Raw genomic sequence first — 17,515 nt, forward strand, 5'->3', positions numbered from 1 at the left:
CCTGTGGGTGCTGAGACGAATATCCGTCTTGCAGCCGCAGCACAGCACGCGCGAGTGGCGTAATTGGTAGCCGCGCAGGATTTAGGTTCCTGTTCCTTCGGGAGTGTGGGTTCGAGTCCCATCTCGCGCACGTTGCTTTCATGGCAATAACAAAGCTCGTTCGTTCTTCAGCTGTTTACCTTGCGTACATCCTCCATACCCCGTCGGGCAACTACCCATTGATAAAAACGTAGCTGTTCCAAGGAACGCTTCCGTCTATCCATCAGGAGCACAAGCCACTCTCACCTCAGGTAATGATTACCAACACATGGCAATCAACATGCCTATCTGGCTGAAGTTTGCATCCTGAAACACCACGGAAATCCGAAACACAGGAGAGAAAGAATCATGCGCACCAAACGTCTCTTAACTAGCACTTGTGCTGCCACACTGATCGTGACTTGTATGGCTGCAAGTTTTAGTGGCACAGCCAGCGCTGCCGAGTCGGGCCATTATTACAGCAGTAAGCAACCCTATGTTGCTCCCACCAACACCACATATTCCAGTGCCCCAACTGGCTACACCCCGCTGTACACAGAGTCAGTCGCACGGCATGGGTCTCGCGGCTTGTCCAGCTATAAATACGATGCATTACTATTAAACATGGCCAAAACTGCATCTGCAGAAGGTGGTTTCGTCAACAGCAGTGTAGAAACTTCGTTTATAAGCAACGTGAACGCCGTAATCGCCGCAAACGTTGACAACGGTTACGGCATGCTCACCGGCCAAGGAGCTGATCAGCATTATGGAATCGGCGAGCGCGCCTATCAACGCAACTCAACACTGTTCGCAGAAGCAGCCAAGGACGGCGGTAATATCGCTTATCAGTCGTCGGGTGAAGCAAGGGCAACAGAATCCGGCGAAAACTTTGCCAAAGGATTTAACGCTGCCTCACACAACAGCCTTGCATCAAACACGGTTTCGCCGGCATCCCCCGCTGGTTCAGGTGCTGCGTCCATCTTTGATAAAACACCTAATACCGTGTATTTCCATAAGGTTGAGAATCCTGACGGCAGCGAGAAAACAGGCACAGCAGCCCAAATTGCCCAGCAATACAGCGATTTCGTAGACAGTAACAGCACCATCGCCAACGCAGAAGACTTTATCGAAAATCTACCTCAATCACAGTCCTCAGCGAATGATCTGCTTTCAGGCATTTTTACCAAGGATTTTATCGACAAGATTGGTACCGACAGCAAGCACAAATGGTACAACACCACAGATGGAAAGAAACACGATCAGAGCGATACGGCATATGTAAACTGCGCCGCAAATGCCGACACTACCAGTGACACAAATGCGTGTGACGAGATGAGCAAATCCATCAAAACATCAGTAGATGCCGCTATGGATTTATACAATCTCTATATCATTGCCGCCGACATGAGTAACGAAAATAACAGCGCCCACTCATTCGATTTCAACAGCTACTTCGCCGGACACGAAGATGATGCCGCTTGGTTTGCTTATATTCTTGATTCAGAAGATTTTTATGAAAAAGGACCGAGCTACACAGGTCAAAGCTCGACATATTCCATTGCCCAACCATTGTTGGATGATTTCTTCTCCTCAATCGACAAACGTGCTCAGGGGGACTCAACCGTTGCAACATTCCGCTTCGCACATGCAGAGACCATCATGCCCTTCGCAGCTCTACTGAAGCTACCCGGTTCCACAACTCAAGCACCAGCAGTCGAAAACCCTCAAAGCGGGAATGACGTATTCAATTATGCGAATAATGATTGGCGAGGTGAAAGTGTGACACCAATGGCCGCCAATGTGCAATGGGATGTATATAGCAAGAGTGGTACCGATCCTGATACATCGAAGGCATACACACCAATCGTGCGCATGCTCTACAACGAGCAAGAAATCCAATTCAACGCTTCGTGCACACCTATCGCAGCTTCTTCAACTTGGTATAAAGAGAGCGAGCTCAAACGTTGCCTTTCAGGAATCGCCACAACCGAATCTCCAATCATTTCCGTGACTGACAACAGCACTGACAACAATGCTGGCAACTCGAACAACAACAGCAATACATCCACCGGAACTAACGACAGTTCCAACAACAACCACACGTCATCATCTGAAAGCACGAAGCAGAACAAAGGTGCTCAGCCCAATCACACACAGGCTGCAAATAAAACAGGAAACACCAAATCTCTGGCTTCAACAGGTTCTGACATCATAGGAGCACTACTGCTGGCATCCGGAGCTGCTCTGCTAGGCGGATGCACAATCCTCGCTATCAGACGCTCTCACCAACATCTGCTCTAACGAAAAACTCTCATATAGCACAACACACTGCGGGTTGGATACTCTAGGTATTCAACCCGCAGTGTTGTTATCTGTGAGGCAGCGTTGCTATCGGTGCGCATATGAACGAAACAGCATTAGTAAATCACAGCACGTCGGTTACAAACCTCACAAAGCATACACACGGCCGCCACTCACCCTCTGAGCAACCCTCTCATAACGCCAGGCTATGGGGAGTCACACTAAATACTCGACTGCAAACGTTACTTACCGGTCCCCCGTTATTGACCTCGTTGTTCTCAACAACACGAATATTCCTCTTTCGTCAGCGTGTTCAACTATGAGTTTTTATGATATTGATTATCATTCTATTTTGTAGGCATGAAGAGTACTTCGCCTGCCACACAAGATTGATACTCATTCACTCATTTGAAGAAGAGGGAAATTCCATGCGCCTTTCGCGCCCCATAACCGCCGGATTACTCTGTCTGGCAACAACAGCTGCACTGCTTATTGCACAGGGAAACGCAACTGAGTCAGTTGCACGGACAACTCAGACATTGACTCAGATTGCGGCAACAACACCAGCGAAAACTACATCAGCCGGCAGAATTCGACTTAGCGGTACCACACCGGATTGGATACGCCGCAAAGCCACCAGAACCACAGCAGGAAAGATTTCTGCGACTCTTCTGCTGAACACCACCGCTAATCAGTCCGCAATACAGAAAACGGAACAGTGGTTAGAATCTTCAGGCATCAACGTCACTGAACAGCACCATTCAATTCATGCGATAAGCATCAACGGGACAAGAGCTGATTTTGCTCAAGCGTTCAATACTGAGTTCGTTTCACAAACAATCGATGGTCATACAGCTGTTGCACCCGCTACTGATTTATCCGTGCCAAGCTATCTTTCAGCCGTTGAAAGCGTCACCGGTCTGGTAGATACTGATGCGGCAGTCCCCACCACCACAGGAAGCAGTCAAGACACCGGCACCGCAAGTGACGATTGCGCGTCGTATTGGGGAGAAAAACTCACCAGTGCTTGGCCAGCCAATATTATGGTGAAATACCGCTCTAATGCACTCTGTGGATACAATCCTCAACAGCTACGAGCAATTCATCAGCTGCCAGCATCGTCCACGGGTGAAGGAGCAACAATCGCCATCGTCGCAGCCTATGATGACAACACAGTTGAAGCCAACACCAATACATATTTTGCACAAAGCGATGCACAAGTATTCCGATCAGGCCAATACACACATCATGCACCTGCATCTCCCGACGAATCACGTTGCGGAGGATCGGCCGCATGGACCACGGAACAACACCTTGATGTCCAAGCAGCCCACGCAATCGCTCCGGACGCGAATATCGAATACTGGGGTGCTAACGACTGCTCAACGAATAGTTTGTACTTGCGAATCCTAGACGCAGTGGAATCCAAGAACACTCCTGATGTTATCTCGCTATCCTTCGGGGCTCAGGAAGAACTCGACACCGCAGGTGATCGTTCTCTGCTAAATCGCATACTCGTAGAGGCAGCATCTCGAGATATTTCCGTATTCGCATCAACCGGCAATGATGGCGACTACAGCAATTCAGGCGATCACCAGGAAAGGTCTGATGTAGCATCACCCGCCTCAAGCCCATATGTAACAGCAGTCGGCGGCACCAGCACCGGTCTAGATGCTCACAACCATATCGAAGTTGAATCAGGATGGGAGACACAAACGCGCTTCGCGCACAACGGAGCAATTATTCCTCCCGGTTTTCTTTATGGTGCTGGTGGCGGAGAATCCAAATATTATGCTCGCCCAAGTTGGCAAAAAAATCTTGCTCAAGACGGTGATGGACGTTTAATGCCCGATGTCTCATCTCTCGCCGACCCCAACACCGGTTTTATTGTCTACTCACCATCTAACGGTAAAGCCACCTATGAGTCTCACGGTGGCACAAGCCTTGCCACACCAATGGTCGCTGCAACTGTTGCGCTTGCAAAAGCACAAACAGGAAGAAAAATTGGTTTGGCCGCACCTTCTCTGTATGCCATGTCAGGCACCAAGGCATTACGCGACGTGCAACATGCATCTGCTGCAACTTGGTATCGACGTAGCGCATCAACCGGCCAGCTGTGGTTAGAGACCATCTACATGTGGGACACCAAACCACAGAGCCTACAGACCTCAGCCGGATGGGATCCAGTCACAGGCGTCGGAGTACCCAACGGCAGCACATTTATCAATAACTTCGGAGCACAACAATGACTCACCAAACTACCAAATTTTCAACAATGCAACGTGTAGGAGTAAGCATCGTTGCCATCGCTTCATTATGCATGGTTATCCACGGCGCCACGCAACTACCCACTGCACACGCCGCAGAAAATGCTGCGACCAGCGCCTACGGCGTGCGTATTCTTGATGCAGATGGAGAAGTCCGACAAGCATCCGCTCCGCTCAGCCAATGGTCAAGTGGCGCAACAGTGAGCAATACCTTGGATTCCACCACTGATTTTTTCAAGTTAAACACCACACAATCTCATCATCTCAGTTCGCGCGCAGCTTCGGACGGCGCGTCAACTTCAATTAGCAGTGGCACATACCAGTTACGTGATCGCCCCAGTGTCAGTTTTACCGATCTCACAGCGAGCTGTACACGCGATGGAAATGCTGAGGTGTCGTTCGGCTCATTAGAGGTAAACGGTGAGAATATTCTCAATCACGACAAACTCAATTCTGGATACACCTACAGCCTTCCAGACTCTCAGTGGTATGGCAGCACCACCCTCCACGTGGCAGAACGCAGCACTGATGCCACAGGCCGCGTTACAGCAACCGCATTGCGCATTGAAGCAGAGGCGGGTTCATCGGAGATTTGGCGGGTGCAACTCGGCGTAGTGAGCTGTGAAGCAGCACCTATTGTCGCTACCCCTGCAGCTGCGTCAGGAGTAACAGTTACCACGCAAGATGGCAGTGCAATTATCGATCAGCAACCGCGCGTTGACAACACTGGCAGCGCATCAGCAGCCGCCATTGAGTCTAAGGAACATCATGTAGCTGCGAGCAATATTGCAGTGAAGCGAAATTCCGACGGCAGTGCACATATCTCGCTCGACTCTTTTGAACAAATACCTGACACTTCTAGTGTCGGCATGTATATGTGGAATGCTTTGCGTGTGTATGGTCTCGCGTTGGATGTTCAGGCCGATGGATCCTCAAATGTGTCATTTACTGGCGGAACCGCTGGCGTTTTCGTTAATGGTGTATGGATCAACACCGGAACCGACATGTATACCGGCATGGACTCTGATGGTAAGCCACGAGTACATGTGTACTTTAACGAGCGAATTACTAACCCAGACAGCAGTATCACTATCAATGCCTTACGATACGAAGATCTCACCGGCACCTATCCCTCTGTTATCATCGGTCAGACTCATTGGTCACCAGCGTCTACGCCTGTTGATCCAACTCCGACCCCCACACCGCAACCATCGGATAATAGCTCAGAAAGCGCCAACTCTCTGCCAAAGATGTACGCATATGCCTTATATGCTCATGGCCCGTCACCTCTGGGACCGATTGCAGCATCAGGTCCAGTCAACAATGAGGCCAAGCTTCCATCACAGGCATCAGTTGACAAAGTTTCGGACGGTTACGCAGGTCAAATATCCGCCACCACTCTGGCATCACAAGTCACTACTCATCAATATTCAGCTTCTCTTGGAAGTCTTGAATTATATCCAGGTACTGCGATTGAGACGACGTTACGCGATATATCAGTTTCAATGAAACAAGATGGCAGCATTACTATGACAACCTCAGGTGGCAAAATCGCTGGCAACAACATCCCCGCAGGCGTGGTAGCCGCGAACACGAAGATTGCTATACCGAACCACAGCACCACGATAACCCTCAACGCACAGGAAAAGCAGGGCGAGAGTCTAATGAGAGTCAGTGGTGTCTATATCAGTGATAACAGTGGACTCGCAGCTGAAGTACGAGCCGCTGTTATATCTGCAAATATCCCCACAAACCATTCAACACCGGAACCGAATGAATCAAACGGCTCTGAATCCTCGTCACAGCTGCCTAACTCCGGTTCGCCTTCAACCTCAACTACAGGGCATGGCCTAAATTCAGGTGCTATCGGCTTGCAATCAGGGGCAAAGCACACCTCAGTCTCGACTGCTCGCAGGTCTCTGGCATCAACAGGTGCCAATCTTCTATGGGCTATCACACTGGCAATGTGCGCAGTTATTGTTGGCTGTATAGGGTTATGGTTGCGTTCACGCAACAAATCTCGGAACATTTGAGTATCCCAATGGCCGGTGAAGCGAATCATTACAGTGCACGCTACTAGCTAATGTTCACGCTGGTTCATCACTGCGTCCTTTGCATAAGCGCGTGGCTGTTGTTTGCTACATCAGGTTTCACAGATGTAGCAAACAACAGCCACGCGCTTACATATACCTTGCAAGAAGACCTATCAGTTACTTACAGTGTTGATGCCGCATTCGGCAACTATATCTCTCACGCAAAGTAGAAATTGTGGAAGTCATATTCGTAAACTCGATACACGATATTCTTACGAAGTTTCATCTTCCACTGACTGATTAACGTTCCATCAGTGTCGTAAACTCCAAACACTCCTGGCACTCCAGAATCTATCAGAATTGTGCCATTGGAAAGATCCTGAGCGCTACTAACAATAGGTGAATAGGGTACGTTAAACGATGAGACAAGCTTGTATGTCTTAGCATTCTCATCGACGAGATACTTGTAATATCTTGAAGTTCCATTACTCACATACGTGGTATTAATACCTTCAGTATTTGCCGCCCAGTCATAATCGGATCTGGTATTGCTCGAACCATAATTATTATCGAACATATACAAGTAGTACTGGCCACTAGGCAGACTCGAATCTTCCTGGTACGTCACCGTATGCTGGCCGCCGGTATTCGAGAAGTTACCGTCCTGAGTCAGTAGATACTTTGCGAAATCAGTATCCTTCCAGAAGTTCTTCTCACCAATCATGTAATCGATTGATGGATTTGATTCAAGATCGTTCAACTTGATAATGGTTGAGGTTTCGCGCGAGCTCAGTATCGCACTACCATCCTCTAGCACTTGTATGGTGTTCAGATGCAGCCAATCTTTTTTGACATCCGAGGTATCAGGATCAAAACTGCTACTGGTGCTATCAGTGGTTGTTGAAGAACTGCCCATCGAAGCCTTTTCAGCTGTCTTCTCATAGGAAGCATACAGTGTGCTCATATCAACCAAAGTGCTCACTTTGCCAGACTTGGCATCAATTTTGATAATTGCATCCTGAATGGTGTCTTTTCTGACATCGGTTGCCAAAACAATCAGATTTCCGTCATCATCCATACCATAATCATGATGAAGGATGTAGTTTGCACCAGTGTTATACCACTTAACGATTTTGCCTAGGCTATTCATACCCACAATTTCACGAGTTGAAACACTGAAATACATGATGTTGTTGTTAAACAACAGCCGGTGGCTTCTATAGAACAAAATGGGAATCTCACCACGAAGCACACCGTGTACGTCGTAGTAGTACATGAAATCTTGGTCGTCACTGTCATTACCAAGTATTGCGTATAAACCGTTACCGAGATCTTGAGAAGTGTTCTTCTTGGTGCTTGTCAGTTGCACCTCAACATCGCTCAATAATTTCGCACCCTTATGCTCAATCGTTCGGGTGGTCTGTTTACCGTTCTTAGCCGTAAGCGTGAAAGTAATAGTGTTGGTCACCCCTGGTATCAAGCCAAGCGCTTGGAACTCGTGAGTGGTCACATACTCGTCACCTTTATCAGGTGTAGCAGTAAAATCCGCATAGTCAGTATCTTGGGCAGAAATTGTATAGCTGACTTTCACTGCTTCGGTGGTAGTGAAATACACATATAATCCGGTGGTGTTGGTGCCATAGGGATTATCGGTGACGAATATATTGTCCTGATTATGAGAGCTCTTGCTACGTGCCGCTTGCAGCTTCGTCTCAGCCTGCGTCTGATACGACTTCGTATATATCTGCTGGACTTGTTCAGTCAACTTACTCAATCTCGCTGATTCCACTGCGGCCGCGAAACGATCTTGGGAAGCAACAACCACACCAGTGATAATGAGAAGAGCCAAAACGGCGATAGAGATTCGACCTGTGGTGCCATGAAGGAACCGTGCTATGGGTGTTGTTTGTACCGCAGCGCTGTTCGCATCAACTTGAGCAGCATCAGCTTCTTGAGTGTTATCTGCAAACGCAGTATGAGTTTGTTGCTCCTGCCCTATGTCATCATCATTCTTAGCGCTATTCTCATGGTTCTGATTTGTCCTCTTTGGCATATCCCAATGTCTCCTATAGGTATCCGCTACGCATCAGTGCTTTGCGACCATATTGCAAAACTGTGCGAAGCAACGTCAAACGTTATAAGCAGCAGGCTAAAACGTTTAATGAAAAGACTTCATGGAATAAGCTGAAAGACTTGTGGAAGGAAGCTTACAAATATGCGACAACACCGCATGAGATTACGAGTTCTCTCACAACTGCGATACCACTCATTATCCTCGCGCGAATCTCACTACTACGCTATTACTTTGGTATAAAAGCGATCCATCGTAGTGTGCTGTGCATCGCCTAGAGGCCCATCAATTGGCTGGAAGCCAAGCCGTTCATAAACATGCATCGCCGCTTCTAATGCGTGATGAGTCTCAAGATACAAGGTAGTGAAACCGTGTTGTTGAGCACTGTGTTCAATGTGCTCAATCAAACGGTACGATGCCCCTGAGCCTCGGGATTCTTCACTCACATAGAGTTTTTGCAACTCTGCAATGCCATGGTAGTTATCAGAGATATCCTGCCCATCACCGATAGGTGCATATCCAGCCCCGCCAATGACGTGGCCTGAATCATCGCAAGCTACAAAATATGCTCCCTGCACACCGGCGTAAAACGCTGAAAGATTACCAAGTTGAGGGTCGAAATATGCTGTTCCTGGCACATCAAGGCCAAACTCAGCAAGACTCTGACGGATGATAGTTTTGATTGCAGCATCATCACGTTGCTCAATGTTTCTGATATACATATACTCCCCAAAAATCTTCTACCAAGGTGTGGGAACATAACTTCTGATATTCGCACCTCTGATGAACTACGGTATCAGCCGGTATTCCTATGCGGGCTGATTTTTCGCTTTCACCACTTGAAGCCCTAATGTTGATACTAAAAGCACCAAGAGCTTAGGAACATCAGGAGAGACGCTACGTTCGTGTTATCGTGAAATCGACGAAGCCCAAGCATCAGGAGAGACCATGACAGAGCCAAACAACTTCTATGGACAGCAACCAGAGAATCCTCAAAATACTGATAATAACGGTCAACAACCGAACTATAGCAATAACAATCAGCAGCCCTATACGCAGCCAGGCTATCAACAGCAGGTTCCACAAGGCAGCCAAGCCTACGCTCCAACAAATCCACAGAATCCTTCAGGTGGATATGGCCAAGGTGCTTACACGCCACAACAACCACAAGGCCAAGCATATGGCCAGCAGCAATATCAACAGCAGTACAACCCAGCAGGTGGATATGCTCAGCAACCAGCCTATGGATATGCCCCGCAGATGGTATCAACAAAATCCAAGCTTGCCGCTGGTTTACTTGGCATATTCTTAGGAGCCTTCGGCGTGCACAACTTTTACCTTGGTCAAACGGGTAAAGCCGTGGCGCAGCTGCTCATTACCCTGCTCAGTTTCGGTTTTCTATCTTGGGTCTCGGGGATTTGGGGATTAATTGAGGGCATCATGATTTTGGTCTCTCGCCCAGGAACGCCTTGGCATCGAGATTCACAAGGATTTGAACTTCAAGATTGAGATCCACAAGACTCAGTTCCCTTCGCTCAAATCTACTAATCACAGCAGGCTTTGGAATTACTAGGTTCAAGAATCGCTATTAGAGATTGCGATCTTTCAAGAATTTCAAAGTCTGCTGCCACACTTCATACGATTCAGGGTGGGAAAAATCGAATTGAAATTCATGCGGCAAATCAGGATCATTGGGAAATAGCGAGGATTCCACCGATACTCCTGAATTCTTAAGCCCCTGAATGAGAGCGCGCGCATGTTTTGGGAATGAGAAATAATTTCCGTCGACAATATACGCGGGCGGAAATTTAGCCGACACATGATCCACAACCGATGCCATACGAGCAGCTTTGGTGCTTTGCCACTGTTTACTGCCAAGATATGACCACCCAACGCTTTGCACAAATTGCTTGGCTATCCAAGAATTGCCCATATTACTCAATTGAGAAACATCATATGGTCCACAGAAGAGTATGGCTGCTGCAAGCGGTTGACGCATTGAAATCTTAGGAATTCCAGCATCCTGATCATAGCCTGGCGTTGTTTGTATAGTTGCAAATTGAGCCGCAATCTGCGCACCAGCGGAATCACCCGCGATAATAATGCGCTGAGCATCAAGTCCATAGCGCTCAGCAATCTTATACACCTGTGTAACCATTTCTCCCACCTGAATGACGGGAGTTGGATACTGCGCGTCAGGTGCATAATCATAATTCATTGCAACAACCGCATAGCCTTGTGAAGCTAACATTGTTCCGTAGGTAGCGACACCAGATTTATCACCTGCAATAAATCCCCCGCCATGTACCCATACGATGATTGGCGTCCCACTCGTATCATCAGCATTCTTAGGCGTATACAAATCATATTCATGTCTGGAATACTTAGACGGATAACTCAAATCCTTGTGGACTGTCACTTCAGCTCTCATACTCGACATGCCGTGTGGTTCAGTCACATCTGAGGCAGCAAAAGCTCTTCTAAACAACAAAGCGCCAGGCCAAGGGCTGACGTTGTAAGCAACAATTCCTGACAAGACCACAACAAGTATGACTGCAATACATCCGAGCACAAAGTTGCGTATCTTTTTACCTAAAGTCACCGCGCAATCCCCATCCCTTTACTCCCAAGTTTGCACCTTGCACGGAGCAAACTGATGCCGACAAATACTGTAGAGCAAGGCATAACCCCCAGACACCGCAAGGTGTTTACCTACAAGATGAAGAGCTTCCATATGAATATATGCGAACTAATATGTCGCGTATTCAATACGAAAACAGGAGGATGGTAATGGCAACGCTCAGCGGTGAAATGAAGGATATGATTGACAACTCGGTTTCATATATTGCGACCGTGGATCATGACGGAAACCCAGATATTGGTCCAAAGATGTCTATGCATGTCATTGATGATTCACACATCGGATACTATGAAAGAACCGCAGGACAGCACTACCGCAACCTTCAAGACAACGGCAAGTTGATTGTTATGGTGGTCAATCCTAAGGAGAAGAAGGGTTACCGCTTCCACGGAACAGTGACTCTTCATCAGAACGATGATGTGCATGAAGCCGCAATCGCTTATGCTGACGAACATGACATCAAGCATCCGGTAGCTGTTCCTGTGATGGAAATCACAGGCATCGATAACCTTGCTCCAGGCGCAGGAGCCGGAAAGCCTATCGCCTGAAACTCCCGATGAGGCTCTTTGTCTGATTCTCTCGTGGCGTTAACGCCATAATGGTTCAGACCTCATCATGTATTTATCGGCGAAAACCCTATAGTAAACCGTCTGTTAATAGACTCGATTCCTTCGAATCCTTTGACAGGCGGTTTACTATATGTACACCCAATTGCTCTGCACATACGTGTGTTGAGTCCACGCTTCCATACTCTGGTGCACAATGATGACAAAGGTGTATTTCACAGTAGGGGGTCGTTGTGCAAGGAGTCATCCAACCATTGACCTTGCTCGCCGTGATAGTCGCGGGTTATGGCTTGAAACGTTTAGGGATTTTCAAACCCCGCGATTACCGAGTGATGCAAGGTGTGGTATTCAACTTCACCCTTCCAGCCGCTATTATTCATTCCTTCGCCACCAACGAGCACCAGCTAAATATGCTGTGGCTCTCGTTATTTGGCATGAGCACCAGTCTTATTCCTCTACTCACTATTTTTGCAGCGACCAGACACACTCCTGTCCGTGACAGGGTGTTTACCATGCTCAATGGTTGTGGCATGAATGTTGGCAATTTCTGTCTTCCTGTGGTCACGGCACTGATGGGTGCCTCCGCTAGCATGCCAGTCATCATGTTTGACATCGGTAATTCCATTATGGCTTGCGCTGGAATGTATGTACTGACCACAGCCTTGCTACATATTCCACAAGGCCAACCCTTGAATGCACAAAATGCTGGTGAAGCAACCGTGATGCCATACATACGCATTCTTGACAAACACGCTCGAAGGCTGAACCGACGAGCGCACTTACGCGGTATTCTAAAAAGCTTCATGATTTCTGTGCCATTTGACACCTATATCGTGATGGTGTTGTTGATGCTTATCGGTTGGCGTATACCTCTATGGATTAGTCAATTCATGGAACCAATTTCTAATGCCAACGGTTTTTGCTCAATGCTCATGGTAGGTATGTTGATGGATCTGCCATCATCACGAAAAGATATTACTGCCGTTCTTCGTGTTATTGGATGGAAACTCGGTTTCGCTGTGATTTTCAGCTTAGCTGCTTGGTATCTATTACCTTTCAGCCCTGCAGTTAGTAAGGCTGTTATTTTAGTATGCCTAGCACCTACAGCCGTGTTCAGCACACTCTTTACCGATAAAGTTCTTGGCAATGCAAAACTAGCAGGATTCACTCTAGCTAGCACAGGAATATTGTCACTGATACTGATGACTGCCATGAATCTGCTCATTCAGGTCTAACATCGCCTACAAATGAGGTCACTGCTCAGACGAGTGAAACATACATCAAGCGTCTCCCCCGCTCGTTCAGTGACCTCTTGACTATTACAGCAGGTGTTGCGAAATGACTTCAGTAATGGCCTTAATAGCCTTACCACGGTGGGATATGGCATTTTTTTCGCTGGAATTCATCTGCGCCGAGGTGAGCGGTCGACCATCCTCATCCACGCGCTCAGGCTGGTCATCAGGAACGAAGATTGGGTCGTAACCAAATCCGTGTTCACCTCTCGCCTTACGAATGATTGAGCCCTTCATCTCTCCGAATCGTACAAACTCGGCCGATGCTTCGGCTGTCTGCGAGTCCTGACTTGGAATCACTAAAGCGGAGGCGCATACAAAACGGGCACCACGCTTACCATCAGGAATATCCTCAATCTGAGCCAACAACAAGGCGTTATTAGCGTTATCGTGCCCATGCACTCCTGCCCAGCGGGCGGATAGAATTCCCGGCGCTCCACCAAGCACATCAACAATCAACCCCGAGTCATCAGCCAAAGCCGGCAGATTCGTTCGACTGGCAACATCGCGTGCTTTTAACAGGGCGTTTTCTTCGAAAGTTACACCAGTCTCTACGGGGTCAGGCAACCCCAATGACCCCGCGGTGACTAGCTGAATATGACTGGCATCCGGTCCGAGGTCATCTGCCAGAATGCGCTGTATCTCCACCAATTTGCCTTCGTTGTGGGTTGCCACAACAAGTGTCAGCTTTTCAGATTGAGCTCCCTGCGTATCACTCATACCTGCTCCAAAGCCTGCTGTTGAGCCTGCTGCAGCTCTTTGTTACCTTTAGTGGCCAAGTCGAGCAAAATATTAAGCTCTTCACGATTAAATGGCCGATGTTCCGCAGTACCTTGGATTTCAATAAATGCGCCTGATCCAGTCATAGCAACATTCATGTCAGTCATAGCCTTACTATCCTCAACATAGGGCAGATCAAGCATTGGCGTTCCATCAATTACGCCCACAGAGACAGCTGAAACAGCTTCCTTAAGCACCTTGCGCTTGTCCTTGATATGGTGATGTGCTTGTGCCCAATCAAGAGCATCTGCCAAAGCAACATAGGCTCCTGTGATTGAGGCAGTACGTGTGCCACCGTCTGCTTGCAACACATCGCAATCAATCTGAATTTGATTTTCTCCGAGAGCTTTCATATCTACAACTCCACGCAAGCAACGGCCTATCAGCCGACTAATCTCGTGTGTCCTGCCGCCAATCTTTCCCTTCACTGATTCTCTATCGGTGCGTTGTGACGTGGCCCGCGGCAACATCGCATACTCAGCAGTAACCCAACCAAGACCGGACTCTCTACGCCAGCGTGGCAGTGTAGGGGTGAAAGAAGCAGTACACATCACTCTAGTGTTTCCGCACTCGATAAGCACTGAACCTTCAGGAGCATCTGTCCAATGCCGTGTAATGCGAACAGGACGCAACTCATCCGTTGCACGTCCGTCTGGACGCATCACTTTCCCATTTTCCAACATGTCTTTTATCTGCACCATACAATCACAGCCTTTCATCAGCATTCATGACGCTAACCTGAAAAGAAGACAAGCGCCGATATCTCACGTTATTTGTGGTAAGCACAAAGAATCATTGTGCAGTCAACGCTGTGCGCTTCGGCAAAATCCTATCTATGAGAAAAATCGCCAAGGCCAGCACGAAGAACATTCCCAAATATTCCACGCAATTCAGAGCTGTTTGTTCCCATCCGAGTTCTTGCAGATTGATAAAGCCATAAGGGTATGGATTACCACCCGCTTCAGGACCAGAGTGCGGCCATATTTGAGCCCTAATGAGCACGAAGGCCAAGTAGAACGGGAAGTAGATTAACCAGCTGAGGGTGTAGTGCCATGGGAAACGACGGTGTGGATCAAATAGTAGAAAATCAACAGTCGCCATAATCGGCACGATGATATGTACCATCGTGGTGGTCATCATTCCAAAAGCAAATGCGGTAGTCGCAGGATTCGCTGGCGGCAAAACAAGCCATGCAACCAAACCTGTAACCACAATATTCAACGTCAGACATCCCTTAATCCAGGCTGGCGGTTGGATTCCTTTCAACAACGTTGCGGCTCCAGCCCACAACATCACCACACCGAGAAGCACATTCGTTTGTACAGTGAAATACACCCATCGATTACCTATACCCGACAACCACGCTTCATAAGTTCCAGCGAAGCAGAAGAATGCAATAACAAAGCGGTACAACGCAACAAAAAATCTCATACGCATAGCTTAATGCCCAAATCGTTGTGAAATCGAGCAAGCATACATGCCAGCGAACATCGAGGCAGACTCGAGGAGTAACGAATCTACTGGCGCATACTGCCCATTGAGTACTCTTGTACCCAGAATGTCGAGGATTCGCATGATAACGAGTCCATATTGGACTTCACGAAAAGAGGACACCATGAGTGACGACACGGCACGGAATTCAGTTCGAAACTCGACTGATTACTCATACCCCACAGCTCTAATGACCGATATGTATGAGTACACCATGTTGGATGCTGCCTTACAGGATGGCACAGCTGCGCGCCGATGTGTGTTCGAAGTATTTACTCGGCATCTTCCCGCAGGACGACGTTACGGCGTAGCTGCTGGGCAAGGGCGTATCCTCGACGCGCTGGAATCCTTCCATTTGGGCGAAGATGATCTTCGTTTTCTTGCAGACAAACACATAGTCAGCAAGGAAACTCTTCAATGGCTTGAGCACTTTGAATTCTCAGGAAATATCAGCGGCTATCGCGAAGGCGAAATGTTTTTCCCAAATTCACCAATCCTGCAGGTCGAGGGCAGCTTCGCCGAATGCACACTTCTGGAAACTTTGATTCTTTCAATCCTCAATTACGATTCAGCTGTGGCGTCTGCTGCTTCACGTATGGCCTCAGCAGCAAGCGGCAGACCTTGTATGGATATGGGCGGGCGTAGAACGAACGAATGGTCGGCTGTAGCAGCTTCTAGAGCAGCGGTGGTCGGAGGATTCCAAGGCACAGCGAATCTCCTAGCCGCCAAACTGTATGGTCTCAAACCTATTGGCACTGCGGCTCATTGTTTTACTTTGCTACACGATTCAGAACGAGATGCATTCACGTCCCAAATTAATGCTTTAGGGCTTGATACCACTCTGTTGACTGATACCTACGATATCGAACAAGCGGTAAAAACCGCTGTTGAGGTTGCAGGACCACAACTCGGTGGTGTCCGCATTGATTCGGGCGATCTTGCTTCGTTGGCACAACGTGTACGAAATCAACTGGACGCACTTGGAGCAACAACAACAACTATCACTGTCACCAATGATCTCGATGAATATGCCCTAGCTAGTCTGCAGACTGCTCCCGTAGATTCCTACGGTGTTGGCACGATGCTAGTCACTGGTTCTGGCGCTCCAACGTGCGCGATGGTATATAAGCTGTCCGAACGAGAAGGTTCAGACGGCATAATGGTTCCTGTAGCCAAGAAATCTCCCGACAAAGCTACCGTGCCCGGACGCAAATTAGCATATCGGTCATATGAATATGGATTAGCCGATGGCGAGCATGTCATTTCGGGTTCCGAAGAACAACTCTCAGCGTTCACGCCCAGCGCTGATTGGAAGAATTTGCTGGTTGACTATATGCAAAACGGTAAAGCGGATGCACGTTATCAAGGACATGAAGCAATCAGTATTGCCCATGATTATCGCGCTAAAGCACTATCCGAGCTTCCAATCACTGCTCAAAGCCTTATGAAGGGTGATCCTGTTATACCGACAGAGGTTGTCACTTTGTAGACTTCTGCTTGCCCGGGGCTTGATAATTGACCTGTCTGTCACTATGCCGAGGTATCAAACAGCCAGACTATTGCGAAAAATCAGACCACTGTGGGTGCTGCCCACCGGTATGTACGCTGTGCTGCACAGCCGAGTAATATCTCACTTTTTGCTGCACATGGTGATAAGCCTGTTCCAACGCAATGCGTTGTGCCACAATGGCCTGCTGTCTCTTTCGTAACAGTATGAGCATGTCCCCAATATGCCCTGCCTCGTCAGCTTCATATGCAAAGAATCGACGAATTTCATCAATGGTCATCCCCGCATCTTTGAAACACACAATAGACTCTATACGACCAACATCCTCTGTTGAATATATCCGCTGTCCGCTCGCGGAGCGTTCAATCTCGCCGAGCAAACCACACTCCTCGTAATAACGAAGAGCCGAGGCTTTCATATGAAATCTCTGCGAAAGCTCTTGGATGGTGTATTCAGCCATATTCTTCACCTCATCCTTATCCAGATATTCTCAGATTCATTTGCGTTCAAGTGCACTTGAAGTGACACTATAGCTCTAATGCAGTAAG

Annotated in this window: 14 protein-coding genes and 1 tRNA gene; 8 read left to right on the forward strand and 7 right to left on the reverse strand. The window is 48.0% G+C overall.

What is annotated here, in order from left to right:
* Positions 1–48 precede the first annotated feature (48 nt).
* The 4 genes from LKI20_RS09015 to LKI20_RS09030 all read left to right on the forward strand — a co-directional run bounded on the left by LKI20_RS09015 (position 49) and on the right by LKI20_RS09030 (position 6,619).
* Positions 49–130: transfer RNA gene (locus LKI20_RS09015), tRNA-Leu, on the forward strand.
* 257 nt (positions 131–387) lie between these two features.
* Positions 388–2,319 (forward strand): histidine-type phosphatase, encoded by a 1,932-nt coding sequence (locus LKI20_RS09020; protein ID WP_434734919.1) that lies wholly within the window; start codon positions 388–390, stop codon positions 2,317–2,319.
* 428 nt (positions 2,320–2,747) lie between these two features.
* Positions 2,748–4,568: a S53 family peptidase gene (locus LKI20_RS09025; RefSeq protein ID WP_291772967.1), complete on the forward strand. Its 1,821-nt coding sequence runs from the start codon at positions 2,748–2,750 to the stop codon at positions 4,566–4,568.
* A complete protein-coding gene (locus tag LKI20_RS09030) occupies positions 4,565–6,619 on the forward strand; it encodes a hypothetical protein (protein WP_291772968.1) in 2,055 nt (684 codons plus the stop codon). The genes LKI20_RS09025 and LKI20_RS09030 overlap by 4 nt, the downstream gene beginning before the upstream one ends.
* Positions 6,620–6,836: 217 nt before the next feature.
* Here LKI20_RS09030 and LKI20_RS09035 read toward each other — a convergent pair whose 3' ends face one another.
* A complete protein-coding gene (locus LKI20_RS09035) occupies positions 6,837–8,672 on the reverse strand; it encodes an aryl-sulfate sulfotransferase (protein ID WP_291772970.1) in 1,836 nt (611 codons plus the stop codon).
* A 239-nt stretch (positions 8,673–8,911) separates the two neighbouring features.
* Positions 8,912–9,412, reverse strand: coding sequence for a GNAT family N-acetyltransferase (locus LKI20_RS09040; protein WP_291772972.1), 501 nt, complete (start codon positions 9,410–9,412; stop codon positions 8,912–8,914).
* Positions 9,413–9,638: 226 nt separating this feature from the next.
* Here LKI20_RS09040 and LKI20_RS09045 point away from each other — a divergent pair, with 226 nt between their 5' ends.
* Entirely contained in the window at positions 9,639–10,199 is a 561-nt protein-coding gene (locus tag LKI20_RS09045; RefSeq protein WP_291772974.1) for a TM2 domain-containing protein, read from the forward strand.
* 79 nt (positions 10,200–10,278) lie between these two features.
* Here LKI20_RS09045 and LKI20_RS09050 read toward each other — a convergent pair whose 3' ends face one another.
* Positions 10,279–11,292 carry an alpha/beta hydrolase gene (locus LKI20_RS09050; protein ID WP_291772976.1) on the reverse strand — a complete coding sequence of 338 codons (1,014 nt, stop codon included), beginning with the start codon at positions 11,290–11,292 and terminating at the stop codon, positions 10,279–10,281.
* Between the two features lie 188 nt (positions 11,293–11,480).
* On the opposite strand from LKI20_RS09050, the gene LKI20_RS09055 reads away from it, so the two are divergent.
* A complete protein-coding gene (locus LKI20_RS09055; protein ID WP_291772978.1) occupies positions 11,481–11,879 on the forward strand; it encodes a pyridoxamine 5'-phosphate oxidase family protein in 399 nt (132 codons plus the stop codon).
* A gap of 251 nt (positions 11,880–12,130) precedes the next feature.
* Positions 12,131–13,132 carry an AEC family transporter gene (locus LKI20_RS09060; RefSeq protein WP_291772980.1) on the forward strand — a complete coding sequence of 334 codons (1,002 nt, stop codon included), beginning with the start codon at positions 12,131–12,133 and terminating at the stop codon, positions 13,130–13,132.
* An 84-nt stretch (positions 13,133–13,216) separates the two neighbouring features.
* Here the strand turns inward: LKI20_RS09060 and rdgB are convergent, their stop codons facing one another.
* The 3 genes from rdgB to LKI20_RS09075 all read right to left on the reverse strand — a co-directional run bounded on the left by rdgB (position 13,217) and on the right by LKI20_RS09075 (position 15,400).
* Positions 13,217–13,876, reverse strand: a complete 660-nt coding sequence (rdgB, locus tag LKI20_RS09065) for an RdgB/HAM1 family non-canonical purine NTP pyrophosphatase (protein WP_291773509.1) — start codon at positions 13,874–13,876, stop codon at positions 13,217–13,219.
* Between the two features lie 29 nt (positions 13,877–13,905).
* Complete coding sequence (rph, locus tag LKI20_RS09070; RefSeq protein ID WP_291772981.1) at positions 13,906–14,670, reverse strand: ribonuclease PH; 765 nt, start codon at positions 14,668–14,670, stop codon at positions 13,906–13,908.
* A 91-nt stretch (positions 14,671–14,761) separates the two neighbouring features.
* A complete protein-coding gene (locus LKI20_RS09075; protein WP_291772983.1) occupies positions 14,762–15,400 on the reverse strand; it encodes a Pr6Pr family membrane protein in 639 nt (212 codons plus the stop codon).
* Positions 15,401–15,584: 184 nt separating this feature from the next.
* Between LKI20_RS09075 and LKI20_RS09080 the strand changes: the two genes are divergently transcribed.
* Positions 15,585–16,949, forward strand: coding sequence for a nicotinate phosphoribosyltransferase (locus tag LKI20_RS09080; protein ID WP_291772986.1), 1,365 nt, complete (start codon positions 15,585–15,587; stop codon positions 16,947–16,949).
* 67 nt (positions 16,950–17,016) lie between these two features.
* On the opposite strand, the gene LKI20_RS09085 is transcribed toward LKI20_RS09080, so the two are convergent.
* Positions 17,017–17,427, reverse strand: a complete 411-nt coding sequence (locus tag LKI20_RS09085) for a MerR family transcriptional regulator (protein ID WP_291772988.1) — start codon at positions 17,425–17,427, stop codon at positions 17,017–17,019.
* Positions 17,428–17,515 lie beyond the last annotated feature (88 nt).

Origin of the sequence: Bifidobacterium sp. (genome assembly GCF_022647885.1) — a bacterium.
Classification (GTDB): Bacteria; Actinomycetota; Actinomycetes; order Actinomycetales; family Bifidobacteriaceae; genus Bombiscardovia.

Coding starts and splice junctions, on each gene's coding strand:
- LKI20_RS09075 (WP_291772983.1), bottom strand. CDS start 15,400: ATGAGATTTTTTGTTGCGTTGTACCGCTTTGTTATTGCATTCTTCTGC.
- LKI20_RS09045 (WP_291772974.1), top strand. CDS start 9,639: ATGACAGAGCCAAACAACTTCTATGGACAGCAACCAGAGAATCCTCAA.
- LKI20_RS09040 (WP_291772972.1), bottom strand. CDS start 9,412: ATGTATATCAGAAACATTGAGCAACGTGATGATGCTGCAATCAAAACT.
- rph (WP_291772981.1), bottom strand. CDS start 14,670: ATGGTGCAGATAAAAGACATGTTGGAAAATGGGAAAGTGATGCGTCCA.
- LKI20_RS09035 (WP_291772970.1), bottom strand. CDS start 8,672: ATGCCAAAGAGGACAAATCAGAACCATGAGAATAGCGCTAAGAATGAT.
- LKI20_RS09020 (WP_434734919.1), top strand. CDS start 388: ATGCGCACCAAACGTCTCTTAACTAGCACTTGTGCTGCCACACTGATC.
- LKI20_RS09085 (WP_291772988.1), bottom strand. CDS start 17,427: ATGGCTGAATACACCATCCAAGAGCTTTCGCAGAGATTTCATATGAAA.
- LKI20_RS09080 (WP_291772986.1), top strand. CDS start 15,585: ATGAGTGACGACACGGCACGGAATTCAGTTCGAAACTCGACTGATTAC.
- LKI20_RS09030 (WP_291772968.1), top strand. CDS start 4,565: ATGACTCACCAAACTACCAAATTTTCAACAATGCAACGTGTAGGAGTA.
- LKI20_RS09025 (WP_291772967.1), top strand. CDS start 2,748: ATGCGCCTTTCGCGCCCCATAACCGCCGGATTACTCTGTCTGGCAACA.
- LKI20_RS09055 (WP_291772978.1), top strand. CDS start 11,481: ATGGCAACGCTCAGCGGTGAAATGAAGGATATGATTGACAACTCGGTT.